The organism is Candidatus Villigracilis proximus (assembly GCF_016717045.1).
Lineage (GTDB): Bacteria > Chloroflexota > Anaerolineae > Anaerolineales > Villigracilaceae > Villigracilis > Villigracilis proximus.
Map to the genome: position 1 here is coordinate 44939 of NZ_JADJUO010000024.1, position 17038 is coordinate 61976.

At 50.5% G+C, this 17038-nt stretch carries 33 protein-coding genes, 1 tRNA gene and 3 pseudogenes; 5 read left to right on the forward strand and 32 right to left on the reverse strand.

What is annotated here, in order from left to right; all coding sequences use genetic code 11:
• Nucleotides 1-114: 114 nt before the first annotated feature.
• The 3 genes from IPL71_RS21395 to trxA all read right to left on the reverse strand — a co-directional run bounded on the left by IPL71_RS21395 (nt 115) and on the right by trxA (nt 1941).
• Nucleotides 115-456 carry a hypothetical protein gene (locus IPL71_RS21395; protein ID WP_345325157.1) on the reverse strand — a complete coding sequence of 114 codons (342 nt, stop codon included), beginning with the start codon at nt 454-456 and terminating at the stop codon, nt 115-117.
• A complete protein-coding gene (locus tag IPL71_RS21400) occupies nt 398-1372 on the reverse strand; it encodes an alpha/beta fold hydrolase (RefSeq protein ID WP_345325159.1) in 975 nt (324 codons plus the stop codon). Before IPL71_RS21400 ends, IPL71_RS21395 begins: the two co-directional genes overlap by 59 nt.
• 221 nt (nt 1373-1593) lie before the next feature.
• On the reverse strand, nt 1594-1941 hold the full coding sequence (gene trxA / locus IPL71_RS21405; protein WP_345325161.1) for a thioredoxin: 348 nt from the start codon (nt 1939-1941) through the stop codon (nt 1594-1596).
• A gap of 94 nt (nt 1942-2035) precedes the next feature.
• Here trxA and IPL71_RS21410 point away from each other — a divergent pair.
• A tRNA-Lys gene (locus IPL71_RS21410) sits at nt 2036-2107 on the forward strand.
• Between the two features lie 277 nt (nt 2108-2384).
• On the opposite strand, the gene IPL71_RS21415 is transcribed toward IPL71_RS21410, so the two are convergent.
• The 18 genes and pseudogenes from IPL71_RS21415 to IPL71_RS21505 all read right to left on the reverse strand — a co-directional run bounded on the left by IPL71_RS21415 (nt 2385) and on the right by IPL71_RS21505 (nt 9659).
• Nucleotides 2385-2591, reverse strand: a complete 207-nt coding sequence (locus IPL71_RS21415; protein WP_345325163.1) for an iron-containing alcohol dehydrogenase — start codon at nt 2589-2591, stop codon at nt 2385-2387.
• Nucleotides 2592-2640: 49 nt separating this feature from the next.
• Nucleotides 2641-2925, reverse strand: a complete 285-nt coding sequence (locus IPL71_RS21420; RefSeq protein ID WP_345325165.1) for an iron-containing alcohol dehydrogenase — start codon at nt 2923-2925, stop codon at nt 2641-2643.
• Nucleotides 2922-3455, reverse strand: a complete 534-nt coding sequence (locus tag IPL71_RS21425) for an iron-containing alcohol dehydrogenase (RefSeq protein ID WP_345325167.1) — start codon at nt 3453-3455, stop codon at nt 2922-2924. Before IPL71_RS21425 ends, IPL71_RS21420 begins: the two co-directional genes overlap by 4 nt.
• Before the next feature lie 5 nt (nt 3456-3460).
• Nucleotides 3461-3768, reverse strand: a pseudogene (locus tag IPL71_RS21430) (putative quinol monooxygenase).
• 5 nt (nt 3769-3773) lie between these two features.
• Nucleotides 3774-4124 carry a hypothetical protein gene (locus IPL71_RS21435; RefSeq protein WP_345325169.1) on the reverse strand — a complete coding sequence of 117 codons (351 nt, stop codon included), beginning with the start codon at nt 4122-4124 and terminating at the stop codon, nt 3774-3776.
• Between the two features lie 29 nt (nt 4125-4153).
• Complete coding sequence (locus IPL71_RS21440; RefSeq protein WP_345325171.1) at nt 4154-4675, reverse strand: SidA/IucD/PvdA family monooxygenase; 522 nt, start codon at nt 4673-4675, stop codon at nt 4154-4156.
• Complete coding sequence (locus IPL71_RS21445; RefSeq protein ID WP_345325173.1) at nt 4656-4910, reverse strand: hypothetical protein; 255 nt, start codon at nt 4908-4910, stop codon at nt 4656-4658. Before IPL71_RS21445 ends, IPL71_RS21440 begins: the two co-directional genes overlap by 20 nt.
• Nucleotides 4907-5155: a hypothetical protein gene (locus IPL71_RS21450; RefSeq protein WP_345325175.1), complete on the reverse strand. Its 249-nt coding sequence runs from the start codon at nt 5153-5155 to the stop codon at nt 4907-4909. Before IPL71_RS21450 ends, IPL71_RS21445 begins: the two co-directional genes overlap by 4 nt.
• 42 nt (nt 5156-5197) lie before the next feature.
• Nucleotides 5198-5527, reverse strand: a complete 330-nt coding sequence (locus tag IPL71_RS21455) for a hypothetical protein (protein ID WP_345325176.1) — start codon at nt 5525-5527, stop codon at nt 5198-5200.
• A gap of 107 nt (nt 5528-5634) precedes the next feature.
• A complete protein-coding gene (locus tag IPL71_RS21460; RefSeq protein WP_345325178.1) occupies nt 5635-6117 on the reverse strand; it encodes a pyridoxamine 5'-phosphate oxidase family protein in 483 nt (160 codons plus the stop codon).
• A gap of 139 nt (nt 6118-6256) precedes the next feature.
• A complete protein-coding gene (locus tag IPL71_RS21465; RefSeq protein ID WP_345325179.1) occupies nt 6257-6478 on the reverse strand; it encodes a hypothetical protein in 222 nt (73 codons plus the stop codon).
• Nucleotides 6479-6581: 103 nt separating this feature from the next.
• Nucleotides 6582-6848 carry a S8 family serine peptidase gene (locus IPL71_RS21470; protein WP_345325180.1) on the reverse strand — a complete coding sequence of 89 codons (267 nt, stop codon included), beginning with the start codon at nt 6846-6848 and terminating at the stop codon, nt 6582-6584.
• A complete protein-coding gene (locus tag IPL71_RS21475) occupies nt 6835-7545 on the reverse strand; it encodes a S8 family serine peptidase (protein ID WP_345325182.1) in 711 nt (236 codons plus the stop codon). Before IPL71_RS21475 ends, IPL71_RS21470 begins: the two co-directional genes overlap by 14 nt.
• A complete protein-coding gene (locus tag IPL71_RS21480) occupies nt 7530-7775 on the reverse strand; it encodes a hypothetical protein (RefSeq protein WP_345325184.1) in 246 nt (81 codons plus the stop codon). Before IPL71_RS21480 ends, IPL71_RS21475 begins: the two co-directional genes overlap by 16 nt.
• Nucleotides 7772-7954 carry a hypothetical protein gene (locus IPL71_RS21485; protein WP_345325186.1) on the reverse strand — a complete coding sequence of 61 codons (183 nt, stop codon included), beginning with the start codon at nt 7952-7954 and terminating at the stop codon, nt 7772-7774. The genes IPL71_RS21480 and IPL71_RS21485 overlap by 4 nt, the downstream gene beginning before the upstream one ends.
• 71 nt (nt 7955-8025) lie before the next feature.
• Nucleotides 8026-8241 (reverse strand): hypothetical protein, encoded by a 216-nt coding sequence (locus IPL71_RS21490; protein WP_345325188.1) that lies wholly within the window; start codon nt 8239-8241, stop codon nt 8026-8028.
• A gap of 286 nt (nt 8242-8527) precedes the next feature.
• Nucleotides 8528-9240 (reverse strand): annotated as a pseudogene (locus IPL71_RS26230) (YczE/YyaS/YitT family protein).
• On the reverse strand, nt 9210-9659 hold the full coding sequence (locus IPL71_RS21505) for a transporter suffix domain-containing protein (protein WP_345325192.1): 450 nt from the start codon (nt 9657-9659) through the stop codon (nt 9210-9212). The pseudogene IPL71_RS26230 and the gene IPL71_RS21505 overlap by 31 nt, the downstream one beginning before the upstream one ends.
• Before the next feature lie 5 nt (nt 9660-9664).
• Between IPL71_RS21505 and IPL71_RS21510 the strand changes: the two genes are divergently transcribed.
• The gene (locus IPL71_RS21510; RefSeq protein ID WP_345325194.1) at nt 9665-9898 is read left to right on the forward strand and encodes a hypothetical protein; all 234 of its coding nucleotides are present in this window, start codon (nt 9665-9667) and stop codon (nt 9896-9898) included.
• Between the two features lie 237 nt (nt 9899-10135).
• Here the strand turns inward: IPL71_RS21510 and IPL71_RS21515 are convergent, their stop codons facing one another.
• The 4 genes from IPL71_RS21515 to IPL71_RS21530 form a co-directional block, all read right to left on the reverse strand.
• Nucleotides 10136-10264: a hypothetical protein gene (locus IPL71_RS21515; protein ID WP_345325195.1), complete on the reverse strand. Its 129-nt coding sequence runs from the start codon at nt 10262-10264 to the stop codon at nt 10136-10138.
• Complete coding sequence (locus tag IPL71_RS21520; protein ID WP_345325196.1) at nt 10254-10910, reverse strand: glycosyltransferase; 657 nt, start codon at nt 10908-10910, stop codon at nt 10254-10256. Before IPL71_RS21520 ends, IPL71_RS21515 begins: the two co-directional genes overlap by 11 nt.
• 101 nt (nt 10911-11011) lie before the next feature.
• Nucleotides 11012-11515 carry a hypothetical protein gene (locus IPL71_RS21525; protein WP_345325198.1) on the reverse strand — a complete coding sequence of 168 codons (504 nt, stop codon included), beginning with the start codon at nt 11513-11515 and terminating at the stop codon, nt 11012-11014.
• A gap of 9 nt (nt 11516-11524) precedes the next feature.
• Nucleotides 11525-11929, reverse strand: a complete 405-nt coding sequence (locus tag IPL71_RS21530) for a TetR family transcriptional regulator C-terminal domain-containing protein (protein ID WP_345325200.1) — start codon at nt 11927-11929, stop codon at nt 11525-11527.
• 242 nt (nt 11930-12171) lie between these two features.
• Between IPL71_RS21530 and IPL71_RS21535 the strand changes: the two genes are divergently transcribed.
• On the forward strand, nt 12172-12615 hold the full coding sequence (locus tag IPL71_RS21535; RefSeq protein WP_345325202.1) for a GNAT family N-acetyltransferase: 444 nt from the start codon (nt 12172-12174) through the stop codon (nt 12613-12615).
• A 6-nt stretch (nt 12616-12621) separates the two neighbouring features.
• Here the strand turns inward: IPL71_RS21535 and IPL71_RS21540 are convergent, their stop codons facing one another.
• The 4 genes from IPL71_RS21540 to IPL71_RS21555 form a co-directional block, all read right to left on the reverse strand.
• Entirely contained in the window at nt 12622-13017 is a 396-nt protein-coding gene (locus IPL71_RS21540) for a DUF4129 domain-containing protein (protein ID WP_345325204.1), read from the reverse strand.
• Nucleotides 12987-13403 (reverse strand): transglutaminase-like domain-containing protein, encoded by a 417-nt coding sequence (locus tag IPL71_RS21545; RefSeq protein ID WP_345325206.1) that lies wholly within the window; start codon nt 13401-13403, stop codon nt 12987-12989. Before IPL71_RS21545 ends, IPL71_RS21540 begins: the two co-directional genes overlap by 31 nt.
• A gap of 214 nt (nt 13404-13617) precedes the next feature.
• Nucleotides 13618-13995: a hypothetical protein gene (locus IPL71_RS21550; protein ID WP_345325208.1), complete on the reverse strand. Its 378-nt coding sequence runs from the start codon at nt 13993-13995 to the stop codon at nt 13618-13620.
• Nucleotides 13995-14552: a hypothetical protein gene (locus IPL71_RS21555; RefSeq protein ID WP_345325210.1), complete on the reverse strand. Its 558-nt coding sequence runs from the start codon at nt 14550-14552 to the stop codon at nt 13995-13997. The genes IPL71_RS21550 and IPL71_RS21555 overlap by 1 nt, the downstream gene beginning before the upstream one ends.
• A 171-nt stretch (nt 14553-14723) precedes the next feature.
• Between IPL71_RS21555 and IPL71_RS21560 the strand changes: the two genes are divergently transcribed.
• On the forward strand, nt 14724-14936 hold the full coding sequence (locus IPL71_RS21560; RefSeq protein WP_345325211.1) for a hypothetical protein: 213 nt from the start codon (nt 14724-14726) through the stop codon (nt 14934-14936).
• Nucleotides 14937-14956: 20 nt separating this feature from the next.
• On the opposite strand, the gene IPL71_RS21565 is transcribed toward IPL71_RS21560, so the two are convergent.
• From IPL71_RS21565 to IPL71_RS21575, 3 genes and pseudogenes are all read right to left on the reverse strand, one after another.
• Nucleotides 14957-15112 carry a hypothetical protein gene (locus IPL71_RS21565; protein WP_345325213.1) on the reverse strand — a complete coding sequence of 52 codons (156 nt, stop codon included), beginning with the start codon at nt 15110-15112 and terminating at the stop codon, nt 14957-14959.
• Nucleotides 15087-15650 (reverse strand): annotated as a pseudogene (locus IPL71_RS21570) (DUF58 domain-containing protein); the annotation flags it as partial. The pseudogene IPL71_RS21570 and the gene IPL71_RS21565, both read right to left, overlap by 26 nt.
• Nucleotides 15651-15774: 124 nt before the next feature.
• Nucleotides 15775-16092 carry a hypothetical protein gene (locus tag IPL71_RS21575; protein ID WP_345325215.1) on the reverse strand — a complete coding sequence of 106 codons (318 nt, stop codon included), beginning with the start codon at nt 16090-16092 and terminating at the stop codon, nt 15775-15777.
• Nucleotides 16093-16360: 268 nt separating this feature from the next.
• Between IPL71_RS21575 and IPL71_RS21580 the strand changes: the two genes are divergently transcribed.
• Nucleotides 16361-17017: a class I SAM-dependent rRNA methyltransferase gene (locus IPL71_RS21580; RefSeq protein ID WP_345325217.1), complete on the forward strand. Its 657-nt coding sequence runs from the start codon at nt 16361-16363 to the stop codon at nt 17015-17017.
• Nucleotides 17018-17038 lie beyond the last annotated feature (21 nt).

Sequence of the window (17038 nt, forward strand, 5' to 3'; positions counted from 1 at the left end):
GGTTCAACCGCAGGATTATCCAAAACTCGGTTGCAATTCCCATGGCGCAAGCCGTGGAATCTGCAGCGGTTGGAGTGTGCCCAAGGTTTGGAAATTCAAAATAATAACTGTTACTTAATTTTTCAGCGATCTGCAATCCATAAACCGGCGGTGTGACGGGGTCATACTTCCCGTAATGATCAGTGACGGAATGTCACTCGCCACCGGATCATTCTCACCGAGGAAGGGACCTTTTGCGCCCCATGATTTACAGGTTTTAAATATTTCATCGGCCTCGCCATAAAAGGGAAGCCAGCCATAATCCTTAACGCCGCGCCTTGCCGCAATGGTTTGAAGCTCTTCAACGCTTGTAGTGAGAATATGTTCATGGCACATCATGGAAACATATAAGCCGGGACTAATGCTCTCGAACGCAAAAGGCAGGGAATATTGTGCGGCGATCAGGGTCGTAATCACCCATTTCAAAACGGGCGATGGTCTGCGGGGCCGTGGAAATAAATCTGGAACTCTTGATGGAACCAAGCACAACCGACATAAACGTGGACCCGGTCATTGATTCTGTGACAGTGCCGATCGGATAGGTTGACGTGGTCACTGTAACCGGATTGGCTTCAAGCTTACTCACGATATTCCAGAAGACTGCCTCCAGATCGGGATAGGCCGCATTACATTTCGGGTCACTCTTGCAGGTTTCGAATAATGCTTTAAGTGCGGATTCGGAAGATTCAGGATACCGATTAAAGATATTGGCATCCACTGGAACCACGGAATCCAAAATGGCAGATTGAACGATCTCAGGATATTCGCGCATCACCACCTGCGCAAGGCGGGTCCCATAGGATGCGCCGTAAAGGTTTACCTTTTGATATCCCAGTACTTTCAAAATATCTTTTACATCTGCCGCGCTTTCGATGGTGGAGTAGGCGTTTAAGTTAACACCCTGTGCGCTCATTAATCCATTGCAGGACGGAAGAACTGTCGGGGGCAGGAGGGTGGATGTGGGTGCAGAATCAACTGTCGGTGGGGAAGGCTGCGCTGTGTCTGAGGGCAAGGCTGCAACGTCGGCAGGGACCAGGCGGGGCGTTTGGGCTGAGACAAACAGATAAGCGAGTCCCAATCCACAGATCATTAAAAGCGGTGCGGCAATGATAGCGGTGATAAGAAGAGCGTTCGATTTTTTCTTTTGCGGTTTCGCTCTTTTCGGCTGAACCGGCTTCTTTTCAATATGTTCCGGAACGGTCGTTTGAGACGGAATTTGCACAGCAGGTTTGCTCCAGGCCAGCCAGGTGTTTTCTGGCATCGGCGTGGTTGGGATTAATGGCAAGAACCCGACGTAAACAATATTCGCGCTGCTCAGAGTAGAGCAACTCATCCCGAGCAGAAACCATCCACGCTCTGAGGCCGGGTTTATTTTGACAACCTGCGCAAATAGCGAAGCTGCCTGCGGCATATCCCCCGGACCCTCGCAGCCGCGATGCCTGCTTTTATGATCTCTTCTTCTGACACATGCATCTCCATTTCATGTGCGTATTCTACCGCTTGTTATCATTTTTTATGGAGGTGGGAAATAAAATAGAGCCGGCTTCACCGGCTCTATTTGCCCTTCATCAACTTAATGCTATACGTGCGGGGTGACTTTCGCAGCCAGTTTTTCCTGGGCTGGAAACCGGTCAGGCGTTCTTTGACTTCGCCGCCTTTGAAAAGCATCAAGGTCGGGATGCCCATAACGCCGTACTGCATCATGAGGTTTGGGTTTTGGTCGGCGTCAAGTTTTACCACCTTGACCTTGCCGTCCCATTCGCCTGCGAGCTGCTTTACGATGGGGTCGATCATCTTGCATGGCTGGCACCAGGTGGCTGTGAAATCCACAAGGACGGGCAGGGTAGATGAGATTACTTCTTCCTGGAAATCTGCTTCGGTTACATAAGTTATGTCTGTCATTTTGGCCTCCAGCCAGATAGACGCGTTGTTATTTGTTCATTATTACGTTGACGCAAATAATTTCACGTGATAGAATGCAATCCGCTTCAATGATGGGCGCGTAGCTCAACGGCAGAGCAGTGGCCTTTTAAGCCATTTGTTGAGGGTTCGAATCCCCCCGCGCTCACTCTGGTAAGTCCTTCCTTCTGGAAGGAGTTTTTTGTTGATGGTCCCCAAAAGCGTTCACCACAGAGCCCGCGGAGATCACGGAGAAAAAGCTCTTGGAAACATTTTTCACCGCAGATGAAAACAGATAAAAGGGATGGAAGAAAAATCTGTGTTCATCTGTGTTTATCCGTGGTTGTGGTGAATTTCGAAAACACTATTCCCTTACAACGCCATTTCCAAAATCTCTCAATTCACCTTCGCTCAATGCGATTGGATTCCCTTATAACTACTGGCGTTCAAAGTTTTTGCACGGCTTCAGGGATGTGTGCTTCGTTCATCCCGTGCGCAGAGAATGATGGGATATTCAGTTCTTTCACCAAGTCGCTCACCCACTGCACGCCATCTTGCGCGGATGCCGTTTGATCGCCGGTGACGATGCGGGCGATCTCGTCATATCTTTCAATTGCGGCCTGACCAGTCAACGCTTTGATATTCGCTTCCATTACCAGCGGAAGTAATTTCGCGCACAGTGCTCCGTGCGGAGCTTGCAGCTTATCCCGCCCAGAGGACCGGCGAAACCATGCACGGCTCCGAGTGCGGCGGTTTGCCAGAAGCCAGTCCGCCGAACAAACTTGCGAGTGCCATACCTTCGCGTGCAGATGCGTCTGAGCCGGTGTGATAAGCCAAACGCAATGGCCCCGCCGCATAACGGATCCCTGCACGGCAAATGGCATCGGTCATGGGATTCGCTTTGACTGAAACAAACGGTTCGATCACCCGAGTCAACGCATCCAAACCGGAGCTTGCGGTAATTGCGGGCGGCAGGGAATATGTCAACTCGGGTCGACGAGTGCGGTCTCAGGCAGCATCATCGGACTGCGCAAGCTGACCTTTACACCGTGCGCGGGCGAGCCAAGCACAGCATTACGAGTCACTTCAGAACCTGTGCCGGCGGTGGTCGGGATGGCAATATACGTCAGCGGTGCGTTGGTCAACGGGCAGCCTTTGCCGATCGCTTCGAGATAATCAAACACATCGTCGCGATTCGTTGTCAGCGCGGCGATGGCCTTGCCGGCGTCGATCACACTGCCGCCGCCCAACCCGATCACCAGATCACAGCCATGTTGAAGCGCAAGGTCGGCTCCTTCGGAGGCAGTGGCAACTGTCGGCTCGCCCCGAACATGAAATTCGTCAAAGGGAATTTCATGCGCAGAGAGAATCTCCCTCACACGCGGAATCGCATCGGGGGAATTTCCACAGACCAAAAGCACACGCTTCGCACGACCCGTAAGCTGGTCGGCCAACCCGTTTAATTTTCCCGCCCCGAAGATGATTCGGTTTGCGGTGGCGAATTCAAAAGCGGACATCACGCTCACCAGCCCGAATCTTCGGGATAAATATTATTGAATTTGATTCCTGTCTTGGCTTTCGGCCATCATCTCAGCAACCGTATCGCGCCACTTTGCATAATGGCGGTCTTCTTTGTGCGCAGCGGGCGCTTCGGTAGTTTTATAAACTTCAACGAGAATAAAGCGGGCTGGGTCGTCATTTTGTTGAAGAACATCAAAACGGGCAATGCCTCCTCAAGCACGCTGTTGGATGCATTTTCGAGAGTGGCCTGTTTGAAGGCTTCTGACGAACTCCAGGTTTAATATGCACATGCACGTGAACGATATTCATTTTTCCTACCTGCCTGCGATTGCATTTCCGATGATCTGCGCCGAAGCTCTGACTGAAATTGTGAACCCGAAGAAAGGACCGAAATCTGACCGGCAGGCATGCTTGAAATATAAACCGCGCACTGGTTTGAAAATGTTCATCGAGAACAGGAAGCCGTTACGCGTTGAAATTTCACTCAATAGATTCTTATCAAGGAATGGAATTTGATTTAGATCCACTTTATAACCTGTGGCAAGAATGATCTCATCCACGACAAAAGTATCTCCGTTATCAAGTGTGATATTCATTGAACCATCAGCCAACTCTACACATGAAGCCAGCGCTGCTTTCTCATGAATATATGTACCCGCTTTCATAACGCGCTTTTCCAGCCAGGGCTCCACTTTCAAACGTCCTTCCCCCACATCCGTTTGGTGATCGTATCTTTTTCTTCCTGCGGCAAATTTCGGAACCATGCAGGGTCCGCGACCATTCCATCCACCATTGGAGCCACCCACGACCAATCTGACTCGGTAAACTTGGGTGACTCGTGTCTGTGTACCAGATGCACTTCCGCCGCGCCCGCGTCATTTAATAAAGCAGCCCACTCAAACGCGCTTTGTCTGCCGCCGAGGATGAGAATCCGCTTTTCCTTTTGACCTTGCAACTGCACCGCATCACAAGTGTGACTGTATCTTCCCTTTGGCAGAAGCGCAGTTAAGTCTGACGGTTGATTCTTGAAATATCCCATACCAATAGCTATGACTACCTGCTTTGCTTCAACCACATCCCCATTTTCAAAATGTGCAAAGAAGTTGTCGTTTTTCTTTGCGAGTTGAGTCACGTAATGCGGCATGGATTCGATGCCGGACTGTTCTTGAAACCATTGACAATACGCAAGGTAAAAATTACGGGAGAGCGGCTCCACATCTGCGGGGTCTTTCCTGAGTTTCCAGATAATTCATAATACTGGCTTTGCCTGTCGGGTCGAGAGACCAGTCTGATGCGGAACGCAGATACATGCCGTCGGGCATATTCTGCTTCCAAAATTCCATTGGCTTGCCTGCCACAAGATGATCGATGCCCAAAGATCCGGCATACGCGGCAAGCGATAACCCAAATGGTCCTGCACCGATAATAAGTAGATCTGTTTTTGTGTTCATATGGTTCCTCCTTGAAATAGTCCAAGCCATAATTGATACAAGCCAAAGCAAAATAATGCAATTGCTGAAACGCCAAGCATCATACGGTTGACCTTTGGCCCCAATTTTTGCGCTGTGCCAAAGATAAGGATGATCGCAGCCAGACATGCGACCATGGTCAGATAAAAACCTGCGAGGAACCCAATCCCATTGAGCGGAGATTCGCGCCAGCCTTGTAAAAGGATGGGCCGGTCACAAGAGTCCAAAAGATGTATGGTTGGGATTCAAGGCATTCATCATCGCAGCCTTCAGCACACTTTGACGGGTTTCTGTTTCAACCACAGGAACAGACAGGTTGAAGTTTTTCCAGGTTTTTGAATGTGCCATAGGCCAGATACAAAATAAACAGTCCGCCTGGCGATATGCAGAAAACGTTTCAACCAATCAGGCACCTGACTAAGCAGCAGCAAACAGATCAGGATGATCGGCCCGTCGCTGATGAGCGGTGCGAGCGCAGCAGGCAGGGTCCGCTTCCAACCGCGGGTGAGAGTTTGCGAAATGAGGTAGGTTTGGAACGAACCCGGTTGCGTGAAGCGGCGGTTAGCCCGTAGACGGTGCCTTGAAATAAGTAAATCCACATAGTCACTAAAAACTTCCGAAGTCTTTTTTGAGGTGTTTTTGCAGGAAGGGATCTAGAGACTTCGGAAGTTTGAGAAAATGCAGACTTCCAAGTTGTATTATTTACTCAAAAATAAATTTCGTAGGATTTCTCGAAGAACGTTGTCCACGCTAAACATTGGCACGGGGTGAAGATGTACAGTCCGCCTGCATCCCATTGATCGGGTTTGGGGGCGTAGCCGTCAGCTTCGTATTTGGCGCAGTAGGCTGCCGATAGTCGCTGAGCCAGTTCGAGGTCCGGTTTGGATGCGGGGTGTGAAGTCCCATCCATGATGACCACGTCATTTCCGCTTTCGAGATGCAAAGTCGCATTTTGATTTTTTTCCAGATTGCGGGCGTGACGCGTCTCAGGGCTGCCATCGTAATAGAGTTTGCCGTCTAACAATGCGCCCCAGCGCGGAACAACATGCGGACGCCCGTCAGGGTAGACAGTGCAGAGCCAGTAGTTGGTTGACCCGGTCAGGCGGGTTTCGACATGTTCCCACGGCACTTCGGAGATCGGGTTATCAACATAGCCTTTTGGCAGTTTGGGACGGGAAACTTTTGGCATTTTATTCTCCTTTGAATTTTTACAAAACCGTTTTTCAGTTTTAACGCAAAGATACCATTTTTTTTCTTTATGACCCTGCTTATAAAACAGAGACACAGAGTCATTCTTCTGTGTCTCTGTAATTCAAGACTATATTATTTTATTTACCCAATGCCTGCTTCACAGCTTCGTACACATCTACAACGCCGTAGCCATATGCATTGCTGGGTGTGCTGCCGCTGAAACATCCAATGGATTTGTCACCTGTGTAGGGGTGAGCGGTGTCAATGATGAGTTGTTCTGTCGCATCAATATCGCCGATCAACTCAGGCTGGGCAGACCAGATCAAAGCTACCACGCCCACAATGTGCGGACCCGCCATCGATGTGCCGCTGTTGAACCACAGGTGCCATCAGGCATTGAGGAGAGAATATCCACACCGGGGGCGACGATATCAGGTTTGATACGACCTGAGCCATCCACCATCACCGGGCGCGGCTGCTGAAATCAGCCATGTTTCCAAGCTGGTCAATTGCGCCCACTGAAAAAGCGGAGTCATACAACGAGAGCGGAGATTCAACGGTTTCACAATTTGGCCCGTCATTGCCGGTGGAGACAACTACGAAGATACCCGCGTATCTTAAATTATCCGTAGCTTGTAATAATGCATCGGGGTCACAGCCTTCAATGCTCGGGCAGCCCCATGAATTATTTAATACATGCGCGGCGCGGGTCGGGTCACCATCGGTCAACGGATTGCCGTCGTGAAATGGCGCGCACGAACTGCATACAATCCAGATACAAAGCGGGGTTCGCGAGATTGCGATCTAGATTCACACAGCCGATCCATTGCGCATCAGGCGCAACACCGATACCGTCTGCACCGAGGATGGTGCCGGTGGTGTGTGTGCCATGCCCGCCTTCATCGTTGGGCGAGGTTGTATCATCCCATGGATCGAACCAGTTGTAATCGTCGCCTTCGGTCACGCCGCGATATTGATCGTGAATGGCCGGATGATTCCCGTCTACGCCTGAGTCAGATTGACCGATCACGACGCTGCCTTCGCGCACATTGAACTCGTCCCATACTTTGTCCGCGCCGATGATGGAAATATTCCACTGCACGCCGCCATCGATTTCGGTTAAATATCCGGGCTGAGATTCATCGTCAGGAACAGCACGCAGGCGCGGGCTGGGAATGATGCGGTCCACTTCGGGGCGGGTCAACAAATACAACCGGATCAACATCCCGCCGCGCACCTCCATCGCATTTTCCAAATAATAAGGTGTGTACTCAATGCCGGTCTTATCGAAGAAATTTCGAAGGCCCGCCTGAGTTGAATTTGCGTGTTCCGTTAATTGTTCATATGCCGCGCTCAATCTTTCATCACGGTCTTTAATTTTTACAACATCAGAAATATCGGCCTGATCTTTTAAGATGACAAACAACCGGTCGCCATAATTTCCGGGATTGCCAAAGATAAAGAAAGCGCGATGACGATAAGCCACGTCAGGCCGGCGCCTGCCCAACCGATGGCACGCATCACACCCGACGTTGAACCTACTCCTGTTACGAAGCGCAGAATCAGCGCGATGACACTCGTCACCAACCCGAGGCCGATCACGATGACAGTTGTCTTTGATGCAATGCCCGCAATGTCGCCGAGGACAATTGTCAACTCGGTGGATCAAACATCGCCAGCACGGCAAAGGTCAACACAGATGTGACCACGCCCGCCGCGAGTTTGGAAGGCAGCACCGCTGAAATCGCAAACGCGAACGAAGGAAGAATGGCGAGCAAAATTAATTGTGAGCCGTCATAACCAATGGCTGAGCCGAAACGCGCCGAAAATTGCAAAACGGCGCAAAGCCAATACCCGCCACCAACAATCCAAACGGCAGAGCGGCACGCCCTCATTCACTTTTTTTTTACGCAAACGAATAACGATCAGCGCGCCAGCCAAAGTAAAAACTGCGCGATGAAACCGACCTGATCATTGTTTGGTCCGAGCAGACGTAAAAGCAAAGCAGGAAAGCAACAACCGCCGCGCCAAACAGACCGGCATAAACCGGCTTGAAGCGGTCATCTTTTAGCCACCAAAGCGCCGCCATGATGCCCGTCATCACAAAGGCCCGTACAGCCAAACCGATCAACCCGCCCAGGCAAGATTTTCAAACTTGAAGATGTGATCGCGCTTTTGTTCTGTTGACCACACAACCAAATGATAGATGAACAAACAAAGCGGCATCGGCAGCGCCACAAATAAAAGAGGATCAACGCCCCGTGGAACGATTCTGCGGCTCAACCATTGGTGTTTCAGAAATTGAATTCTGTCATAACTCTCCTGGACCGCGGACTTGAGTCCGCAACCCTGTATATCTAATCTTCCGGAGCCTGTGAATTAACGCCTCAGGTCCGTGCGGATGAACGTTAAATAACCCAAAGCCAAATTGCCGAAGGTCCAAAGAGTATTGCAAAAACCAGAGTTCCAATACCAGCAGGTCCGCCCAGCAGCCAGCCGATAGTCACGACGGTTACTTCAATAATGGCACGCGCCACACGAATACTGACGCCGGTGGTGCGTTTGATCGCCAGCATCATGCTATCCCGTGGACCTGCGCCCGCATCCACACCGATGTAAATTGCGCTGGCCAGTCCCATTAAAAGATGGCAACAGCAACATTCCGTTTGTAAAAGTAAATTATTTCCACAGGCGGAATAATTGACAGCCAAAAGATTTTTCCATGGTCCGATCGACAAAATATTCGCCAACGTGCCCCATCCTAATTTTTCACGCATCAACAACGCGCCGATCAACACAAAAAACCCATCGCGACGGTCATCGCCCCAATCGAAATGCCGAGTTTATAAGCCAACGCCACTTCCAAAACCGCCCATGCGCTCGTACCCAAATTACCCTGGATCATCAACGAGATCGCCAATCCAAACAATAAGAATCCAATCTGGATCCTGAGAAAATCACGTGGAAACGTTTCCCATTTTATAGGTTTAAACATAATTCTCCTTTGAAAACATGATGATACCATTTTCCATGCTTTCATTACAAAAAAAATCCGCCGTCCACTGGCAATGGATGGCGGATGCAAAAGCACTATGAAGCCTTTTCCTTTGGCTTGCACCATTCGCGAGGATCAAGATAATTTCGATATCGGGAAACCACATCCCTGCCCGCCAGTGCGCCGCCCACCCAAAAGACGATCTCGCTGACCACCATCAAAACGGGCGTCAACGCAAGTTTATTCGCTGTGGAAATTGGAACGAGCGGCAGGCTGAAGATCACACCATACAACGCAACCGAAAAGATCACCATTGCCAGACCAGCCTTCAAGGCTAGAGAACTTTTAGTTTCTGCCCCTCTGGCTTTGCCGAAAAAACTTTGCAATTTTTTCCCGTATTGATTCATCATCAGTAAATCGGCAAGAGCGGGGAATGCCGAATTGAGTTTTGCAAACCCGTTGACCAACGCCCCGCCCATCACATATTGCTTCCGCTTTTGGATGACCGCGCGTCTCAACTCCGCCGCTACCTGTTCGGTGGACACGATCTTTGTCCCCATCTGACGCCACAACTCGTGGAACGGCCGCTCCGCATCCGTATCCGCTGGCGAGGACTGAAATACAACAGAGTCACAGGTTTGCCTTCCAATCGCAGTTCACGATTCATCGCTTCTACAAAGGATGCCACACCTGCGCGGGACGCCGCGTCCGCCGCATAGTATGGGAAGGCCAGCCTGCCATCGGCAAACCCGCCGAGGTGGGCGATCACTCCCGTCCGCCATAGCGCGCACAAACGCGTGCGGATATTCATCGCCCCAGCAGATTCACATCCACGGTGCGGCGCAGGTCTTCGGCAGTGTGCTGCTCAAACGCCTTGCGGACATCATATCCCGTTGCATTGATCACCACGTCCACGCGGCTGTAGTTCTGTAATCACTTCGGTTTGCAAAAGCTTCCACGCTGGCAAGATCGGTTATGTCCACTGTGTAGGTTGAAGCGTTTAGCTCATTTGCGAGTAAAGTCAACTTGCCGTATCACGCGCCGCAAAAGCGCTACCTGACTCCCAGCCTTCCGAAAATGTGCGGGCGATCTCACTTCCCAATCCGCCGCTTGCGCCTATGACAACTACAATTTGATTTTTAGATTCCATAATATATTTTTCCAAAATAATAGAAATTAACCGAATGTGCGCTTGAGGAATTCAGCCGCGTTTTAGTTCCGTCCCATGCAAGGATAAGTACCTGAACTTCCTTCGCCTTTTGACGCGCCGCCTTGTCGTTCAGCAGTTGCTCAATGGAAGCCAGCAAACTTTGCCGGTTTAGCCTGCGCTTCCGAATACGAAGCGCGCTGCCCTGACGGACGATCGCGTCAATGTTGCTTTCCTGTTCAGGCTGCAAACCAATGCCCACGAAAGGCGTGCCAGCCGCACACGCGGTTTGAACGGTGCCCTGTCCGCCATGAATGACTGCAATATCCGCCAGCGGATTAACTTTGTGAGCGGGGAGCCAGTCATACACCAGAACATTTTTTGGGATGGTGATATTGCCGTCCTGAATATGTGCCTTGATCGGTGCGATCACAGTGTAGGGCGTGCCCTCAAAACTTTCGATCACGGTTTTCAAGATACTGCGATTGGCGGAGCTACCCATGGCACAATAAATAACAGGCTGGTCATGCGAAAGATTTTGCAACTCAAGCGGGACATCGCCCTCCAAATGGGCAAAGATCGGACCAATGTAATGCCAGTTTTCAGGCAGTTGACTCACGCCCGTCAACTGCGGAATATCCGTGACCAAATTGAAATCGCCTTCATAAATATCTACCAGCCGATTGATGGGTGGAATTCCAAAATGCCTCGCGACCCGTTGAAATGGCTTTATCCACAGCTTTGTATTTTTCAGCCATTGATTTGTGAGCCAATCCAGAAACTGACTGGGAAAATCCGAAATATCGAGTAATCAAACTCATCAGGCCATGTGGATAAATTTGCATCGAGAAATGGACGTGTCAATGGGAATGGCATCACATACACCAACGGAACCCTGGCTACCCGCGCTGAAATAATAACGCTCAAGGTAAACCCGATCACCACCGAAGACGGATTCAACTCCTCGTACAGCGTCACTTCGCTTTCAACCCGCTGACGTAATTCCGCCTCGGTAAACGGGTCGGCAAAGCTTTCCATTCGGTCTACTTTCCAGAGATGCTCGATCTTTTCCTTCGTCAACCAAGGAGACATGCGGCGAAACTCAAACCCAGCCTGTTCGATCAAATTGGAATACAGGTCACTGTACCCAAAGAACACACAACGAAAATTATCCCTCGACGCGTTAGCGATCTCGATCATTCGAGTTGTTTCAGCAATATTAAGTGTCTCAGGAGCAAAAACCAGAGTCTTCATGATTCACCTTTATGCAGATATTCCATCAAAGATAAATCCAACCGCCTGAATGATTGCCTGTTCGGCATCCACGCCTTGCGGGTCAAGTAATGCCAATTCCAGCGTACCTTCATAAACTGCCGCCAGAGTTGTCGCAATCGCATTTGCATCGCTTTTGCGGATCTCCCCGCCATCCATGCCTTGTTGGATGATCTGCGCAAGCGCACCGCGATAATGTTGAAGATATTTTTGAATATGCTTTCGCACTTTCAAATTGCGTTGCGCCTCTCCGTACAACTCATAGACCAACGGCAGGTATTCCGTGCCTTCCTTTGCGGTGGCGCTCACATACCCAATTAACCGCTCGCGCACTGTCCCCTGCTCATTTAGCAGTGACGTTAACACCGCCACATCTTCATCGATCACCTTGTCCATGATGGCAAGAACAGCCCCTTGCGGTTGAAGACTTTCAACGCGGCATTCAATATCTGCGGAATTCTTTCGTCACTTACATTATGTCTGGGCATTGCATCTCCTAAACTGAACTTTCATTCCAGTTTTCAAATCAAAAGAAGGGAGCCATTTGGCTCCGCGCTATGAATACTGAATTATTATTCGGTTATTTTATATGGATGAATAAAATCTGTCAAGTCTCTCACTTGTGATACACTCGCCGCATGACCCAAATCTTTGAAACCCACCGTGACTCATTTACCCTGAGCACCGATCCAAACCGCCTGGATATGGATACCGTGAATGATTTTCTTTCCCGCGCTTATTGGGCAAAGGGACGTCCACATGAACGCACGGAAGAGGCTTTCGCCAACTCGCTGGTCTTTGGCATATATGCGGGCAGCCGTCAGATCGGCATGGCGCGTGTCGTCACCGATTATTCCATCATCGCTTATTTATGCGATGTCTTCATCCATGAAGATTACCGCGGACATGGTCTCGGCAAATGGCTTGTGCAAAGCGTTCTCAATCACCCGCAATTAAAACAAGTGCGGCGCTGGCTGCTTGCCACCAATGACGCACATGGACTGTATCAACACTTTGATTTTGAACTACTGAATGAACCCGAAAAATGGATGCATCGTTTGCGTCCCTTCGCAGGAGAATAAATACGATCAGGGCTTCGGTTGTATCCACCGAATCAATTTATTTTTTTGAATCGACAACACATTTGCGAGCAATAATCTCCAGCGTAAGCGTGACCAGGTCCTGACTGCGTCATTCACTTCCGCACGGGTTGGAGGCAATGGCGCAAACAAGGCACGCGAGAAAAGTTCTGTCAATTGTTCGATCTCAGGTTGGGCAGGTGCAAGCCAGCTCTGAAAACGGGGAATCACTTTCATGGAGGATAGACGCTGCACGAGCACAAATGCATAAGCGTGGGCGGTCAGGTTCCTCGAAGCGGACCCTGTAACAGGTCGGGCGAGGCGGCGAAAGCGTCCATATATAAGAAGGGCAATTTGCGCGGGGTCAAGCCGGGTCAGGCGGAACGCGTCATATCCGATCCACAACAGACCACAAACAAATAAAATGATGGCAGGGAGCCATGCTCCCGCAAATGCGTTTTGCAGGAATGGAATAACTTTTCTACAAAAGATCGTTCTGCCGGGAGACTCGGACGGAGAAGCAATGAACTCATTTTCTCTTCATATTGAATGACGGGCTCACTGGCGGTTGGTTCAAACTCCCCCAGCCGATGCCTGAAAATAAATCTCGACCGCGAATGGGCATAATTTTCAGTGACGATATATTGTGCACGTTCAGCATCATAAGTGCCATTGGCATACCCGATCACCAGCCGCGCAGGCAGACCCGCCGCGCGTGCCAAAACCACCATTGATGTGGCGTAATAATCGCAATATCCCTGCTTGAGATCAAAGAAAATAATCAGCCACATCGCGGCCCGGGAGGCGGACCAACTTCAGTGTGTATGGAAACGTGCGCAGATAATTTTCAATGGCGGCGCGCGGTCATATGGAATTGACGCGGAGGCCGTTAGTCACGTGCCAATCCATGAACACGGGCAGGCACCGTTTTAGGCAGCGACAGGAATTGACGGCTGACCCACTCTGGATAAACGCTGGGGATTTGCGCAATGTCTCCATATCCATTCAGCACCAGTGATCGGGCTTGATACGATTCCGTTGATGCCAATGCCGCGAGCATATTGGAGTAAAGCAGCGGAGTACTTTCCGCCTTGCGCAGCCAGACAGCCTCGAACGGACATCCGCACTTTGCAGCGTACCAGCCCAGTACAAACGTTCCTCCACTTCGTCGGGGAAGGTCACTGTTTGTGTCAGCACCTGATACCTGGATGGAATCTCATCGACCAGATTTTCATTGGGTAATATATCGCCGCCAAATGCGGACGGGTTTGACCAGCCCACGCCGTTGTAAGACTGATACGTAAGTGTGCGCCAGTAATGACGTGGAACAGACACATTCGCAATTTCAGGCATGGGGGGGAATTCATCAGTGGATATTGTCATTACCAATTGCCGCGAAAGTTCAAGTCCGCCTGTGACCAAATGGAAACGGGGCAGGCCGCCTGCGATGCCGGTAATATTCGCATTGCCCTTACGGGCTCAAGACCCAACGCCTCACCTTGAGTCGCTGATGTTGTCTGCTCACGCTTTTCACGCATTCGGTCAATAAGCTCTTTGATCGAGACCGAGGATGCAAAGGATGAAAAAGCTGTCAGTGTGATGGTCAGCACAACGACAACCACAAGCGTATCCACGCTCGTGCTTTCGGAGTAATCTGTTTTAGAAAGATTCCAACGACTCATTTGTTCTGAGAAACCGGTCAGCCCAAGCAGGAATAACAACAAGCCAAGATGCAGCCAGAGGATTTCGATCTCTTTCCCGGTGTAATTGATGACAAAAGCCAGCAAGAGCGTAGTTGGAAACACCAACCAGTAAACGATTCTTTTCGGCTGATCTGCCAGCCAGCCCACACCGCAACCAGCCAGAGAGCCATGCACCAGATCAAGGTGCGGATCACCGGATCTTCGATCTGAATTCCTGCCAAAAAACCTGAGAACCACAGACCGAAACGAATTCCAAGCCGGGATTCTTTCAACCAGTTCTCCCCTTGCAGCAAGTAGCGCAGATGTGTCCATCGGTTGATGAAAGAAAAGCGTTTTGAATACTGCTGCAACAAAGCCAAATGAATTTTTACAGCTTCAAATAGAGAACTCCATATCCCGCCGATACCGATGATCAATGCCGCAGGCCCAAGACCCAAAAGAATAATGCCGGCTGAGATCACGTTTACATTTGATAAGCTCATCACCAGCGCGATGAACACACCCAACAATGTGATCGGCAGCAGCAAGTTAAAATCCACGCCGCGCAGGAGATTGGTCAATGCAAAAGGCAGGCAGGCCAGCACTGCCAGGAAAGGAAAAGTTCGCTCCGCGGATCCGTAACAGTTGGATCAGAGATCGGGTCATTTCAATCTCCGCCACGATAGATCGCCGGGCTGACGAATGGGAACGGCTTTGCCAGTGGGCATGATGCGCCAGTCCCACTGTCCGTGCCAGCCTGGACGAGCCTCAGGTTGCAGGAGCAGGCTGCGGTTAAGGATGAAGCGCGAAATTCCCATCTGCGCGAGAATCTCTGCGAAGGCATCCGCATGATTCGTTGAGCCAAAAGATGCAGGGTCCATGATCAGAATGGTGGGAATGATTCCACGCCAGATGAGGGATGTCAATGGTGTGAGCCATTCGTTGTTGAGTGAAGGTGTGATGATGATCAAGCTCGTGTGATGGCCAGCGTTGGGCCGGCGCGTTGAGCAGATCTGAAAGAGGCAGATGACCAGGCTTGAGCATGGACAGCGCGCGCGTCATTTGCATGCGATGGCTTTCATCATCAAGTTTTGGTTTCAACCAGATCGTTTCATCGCCGCTTGCAAGCAGACCCACCGAATGATGCGCGCGGAATCCACGGTCAGCAAGCGACATGGCAAGGATCACACCCAGTTCAAGCGTGGATTCCCAATCATGGCCGGCCTGCGCATTTTCTTCGGCGTCTAATATGATCCACCAATCGTGTGCGGGAGCGCTATCCATCACTCGTGTGTAAAGTGAATTGCGCCGCGCAGTTGTCGGCCAGTGGATCTGTCTTAACGGTTCTCCTTGTTGATATTCATGGACAGTAAGTGCATTGGTCGTCTGCTCCGGTGAGTTCGGCCGCGGCCTTCCATCTCAAGCCAGCCGGCAGGCGTAACCTCCACTTGCGGCAAAGGAATCACCGGCGGTGCGACCATCATCGAAACGCTTTCCGGCTGGTATACCTCAACCGTAAAAATTCCAAGCGGATCGCCGCTGCGCAGCGTCGTCCCGCCGAGCACATACACACCGCGTTGCGAGCACAGTCCCTTCGTGCGCCATTTGATCGTTTCCTGACTCCCCACTCAATGGCCCGCGCCGCAGAATAATCGGGCAGCGTTGAATGATCGACCACTTCAACCCATGTCGCCGGAACCGATCCATTATTTGTCAACGTGAATTGTTCTTCAAGTTTATCGCCCACCTGTGCCCATGTAAAACGTACTTCGCGCGTCAGACGCAGATTATCACGCAATGAACGCGCCTTAACCAACTGACCAACAAAGCCCCGCCAAACGCAGCCAGCATCGCCTGCCAAACTTTAGACGGGTCAAACACATCACCAGCATCACGATCGTCAATAAGGGCAATAACACTGAATTAATTCTTACACTTGAGATCATAATTCCATTATACGCTTGGTTGCGGTAAGATAGACATATGCCCATTACCCTTAACCCAAACCGTGAAAAAAGTTTATTGCGACGTCACCCTGGGTCTTTGCCGGCGCAATTCGTCTGTGGATGAAAATCTACGCCTCCGGCTCAACCGTTGACCTGCTCTCGTCCGATGGGCAGTTTCTTGCCCGGGCATCCTACTCACCCACCTCAAAATCGCCCGTGTCTGGACGTTCAACGACGAGCCAGTGGATAGGAATTCTTTCGCAGAAGATAAAGTCTACAATTGAAATGCGTCAAAAGTTAAAGGTAGAGAGTCATTCAAATTCATATCGCTTCTTACACGCTGAATCAGACGGCATCCCTGGCCTGATCGTTGACCGTTACAACGATGTGCTTGTCCTGCAATCCCTGACCACCGGCTCCGAATTCTGGAAGGAAACCATCGCCGATCTTTTAGTCGAAGAAACCGGCATTCAAAACATCTACGAACGTTCGACGCCGATGTGCGCGAACTCGAAGGATTACAACCGATCATCGGTATACTGCGCGGCACTCTTTCCTCTTTCGTCTTTCCCACTCGAATACGACCTGAAATTCAACGTTGATATTCAACACGGCACAAGACCGAGTTCTATCTCGATCAAAGTCTTAACCGTCACCGTGTGGGTGAATTTGCAAAAGACCGTGATGTGTTCGTGCTTCTGCTACACCGGCGGATTCTCCATCCACGCGCTGGCAAACGGAGCAAAGTCTGTGCTTCTCTGTCGATTCATCGGCTGATGCGCTGGCTTTGCTTGACGA

What these genes read in the sequence shown, in the direction of transcription:
- IPL71_RS21400 (WP_345325159.1), bottom strand. Translation starts at nt 1,372, where the DNA reads ATGAGTTGCTCTACTCTGAGCAGCGCGAATATTGTTTACGTCGGGTTC.
- trxA (WP_345325161.1), bottom strand. Translation starts at nt 1,941, where the DNA reads ATGACAGACATAACTTATGTAACCGAAGCAGATTTCCAGGAAGAAGTA.
- IPL71_RS21415 (WP_345325163.1), bottom strand. Translation starts at nt 2,591, where the DNA reads ATGGAAGCGAATATCAAAGCGTTGACTGGTCAGGCCGCAATTGAAAGA.
- IPL71_RS21425 (WP_345325167.1), bottom strand. Translation starts at nt 3,455, where the DNA reads ATGTCCGCTTTTGAATTCGCCACCGCAAACCGAATCATCTTCGGGGCG.
- IPL71_RS21435 (WP_345325169.1), bottom strand. Translation starts at nt 4,124, where the DNA reads ATGAAAGCGGGTACATATATTCATGAGAAAGCAGCGCTGGCTTCATGT.
- IPL71_RS21445 (WP_345325173.1), bottom strand. Translation starts at nt 4,910, where the DNA reads ATGAACACAAAAACAGATCTACTTATTATCGGTGCAGGACCATTTGGG.
- IPL71_RS21460 (WP_345325178.1), bottom strand. Translation starts at nt 6,117, where the DNA reads ATGCCAAAAGTTTCCCGTCCCAAACTGCCAAAAGGCTATGTTGATAAC.
- IPL71_RS21465 (WP_345325179.1), bottom strand. Translation starts at nt 6,478, where the DNA reads ATGGCGGGTCCGCACATTGTGGGCGTGGTAGCTTTGATCTGGTCTGCC.
- IPL71_RS21515 (WP_345325195.1), bottom strand. Translation starts at nt 10,264, where the DNA reads ATGGAATCTAAAAATCAAATTGTAGTTGTCATAGGCGCAAGCGGCGGA.
- IPL71_RS21525 (WP_345325198.1), bottom strand. Translation starts at nt 11,515, where the DNA reads ATGAAGACTCTGGTTTTTGCTCCTGAGACACTTAATATTGCTGAAACA.
- IPL71_RS21530 (WP_345325200.1), bottom strand. Translation starts at nt 11,929, where the DNA reads ATGGACAAGGTGATCGATGAAGATGTGGCGGTGTTAACGTCACTGCTA.
- IPL71_RS21535 (WP_345325202.1), top strand. Translation starts at nt 12,172, where the DNA reads ATGACCCAAATCTTTGAAACCCACCGTGACTCATTTACCCTGAGCACC.
- IPL71_RS21545 (WP_345325206.1), bottom strand. Translation starts at nt 13,403, where the DNA reads ATGTGGCTGATTATTTTCTTTGATCTCAAGCAGGGATATTGCGATTAT.
- IPL71_RS21550 (WP_345325208.1), bottom strand. Translation starts at nt 13,995, where the DNA reads ATGACAATATCCACTGATGAATTCCCCCCCATGCCTGAAATTGCGAAT.
- IPL71_RS21560 (WP_345325211.1), top strand. Translation starts at nt 14,724, where the DNA reads ATGATCAATGCCGCAGGCCCAAGACCCAAAAGAATAATGCCGGCTGAG.
- IPL71_RS21565 (WP_345325213.1), bottom strand. Translation starts at nt 15,112, where the DNA reads ATGGGAATTTCGCGCTTCATCCTTAACCGCAGCCTGCTCCTGCAACCT.
- IPL71_RS21580 (WP_345325217.1), top strand. Translation starts at nt 16,361, where the DNA reads ATGAAAATCTACGCCTCCGGCTCAACCGTTGACCTGCTCTCGTCCGAT.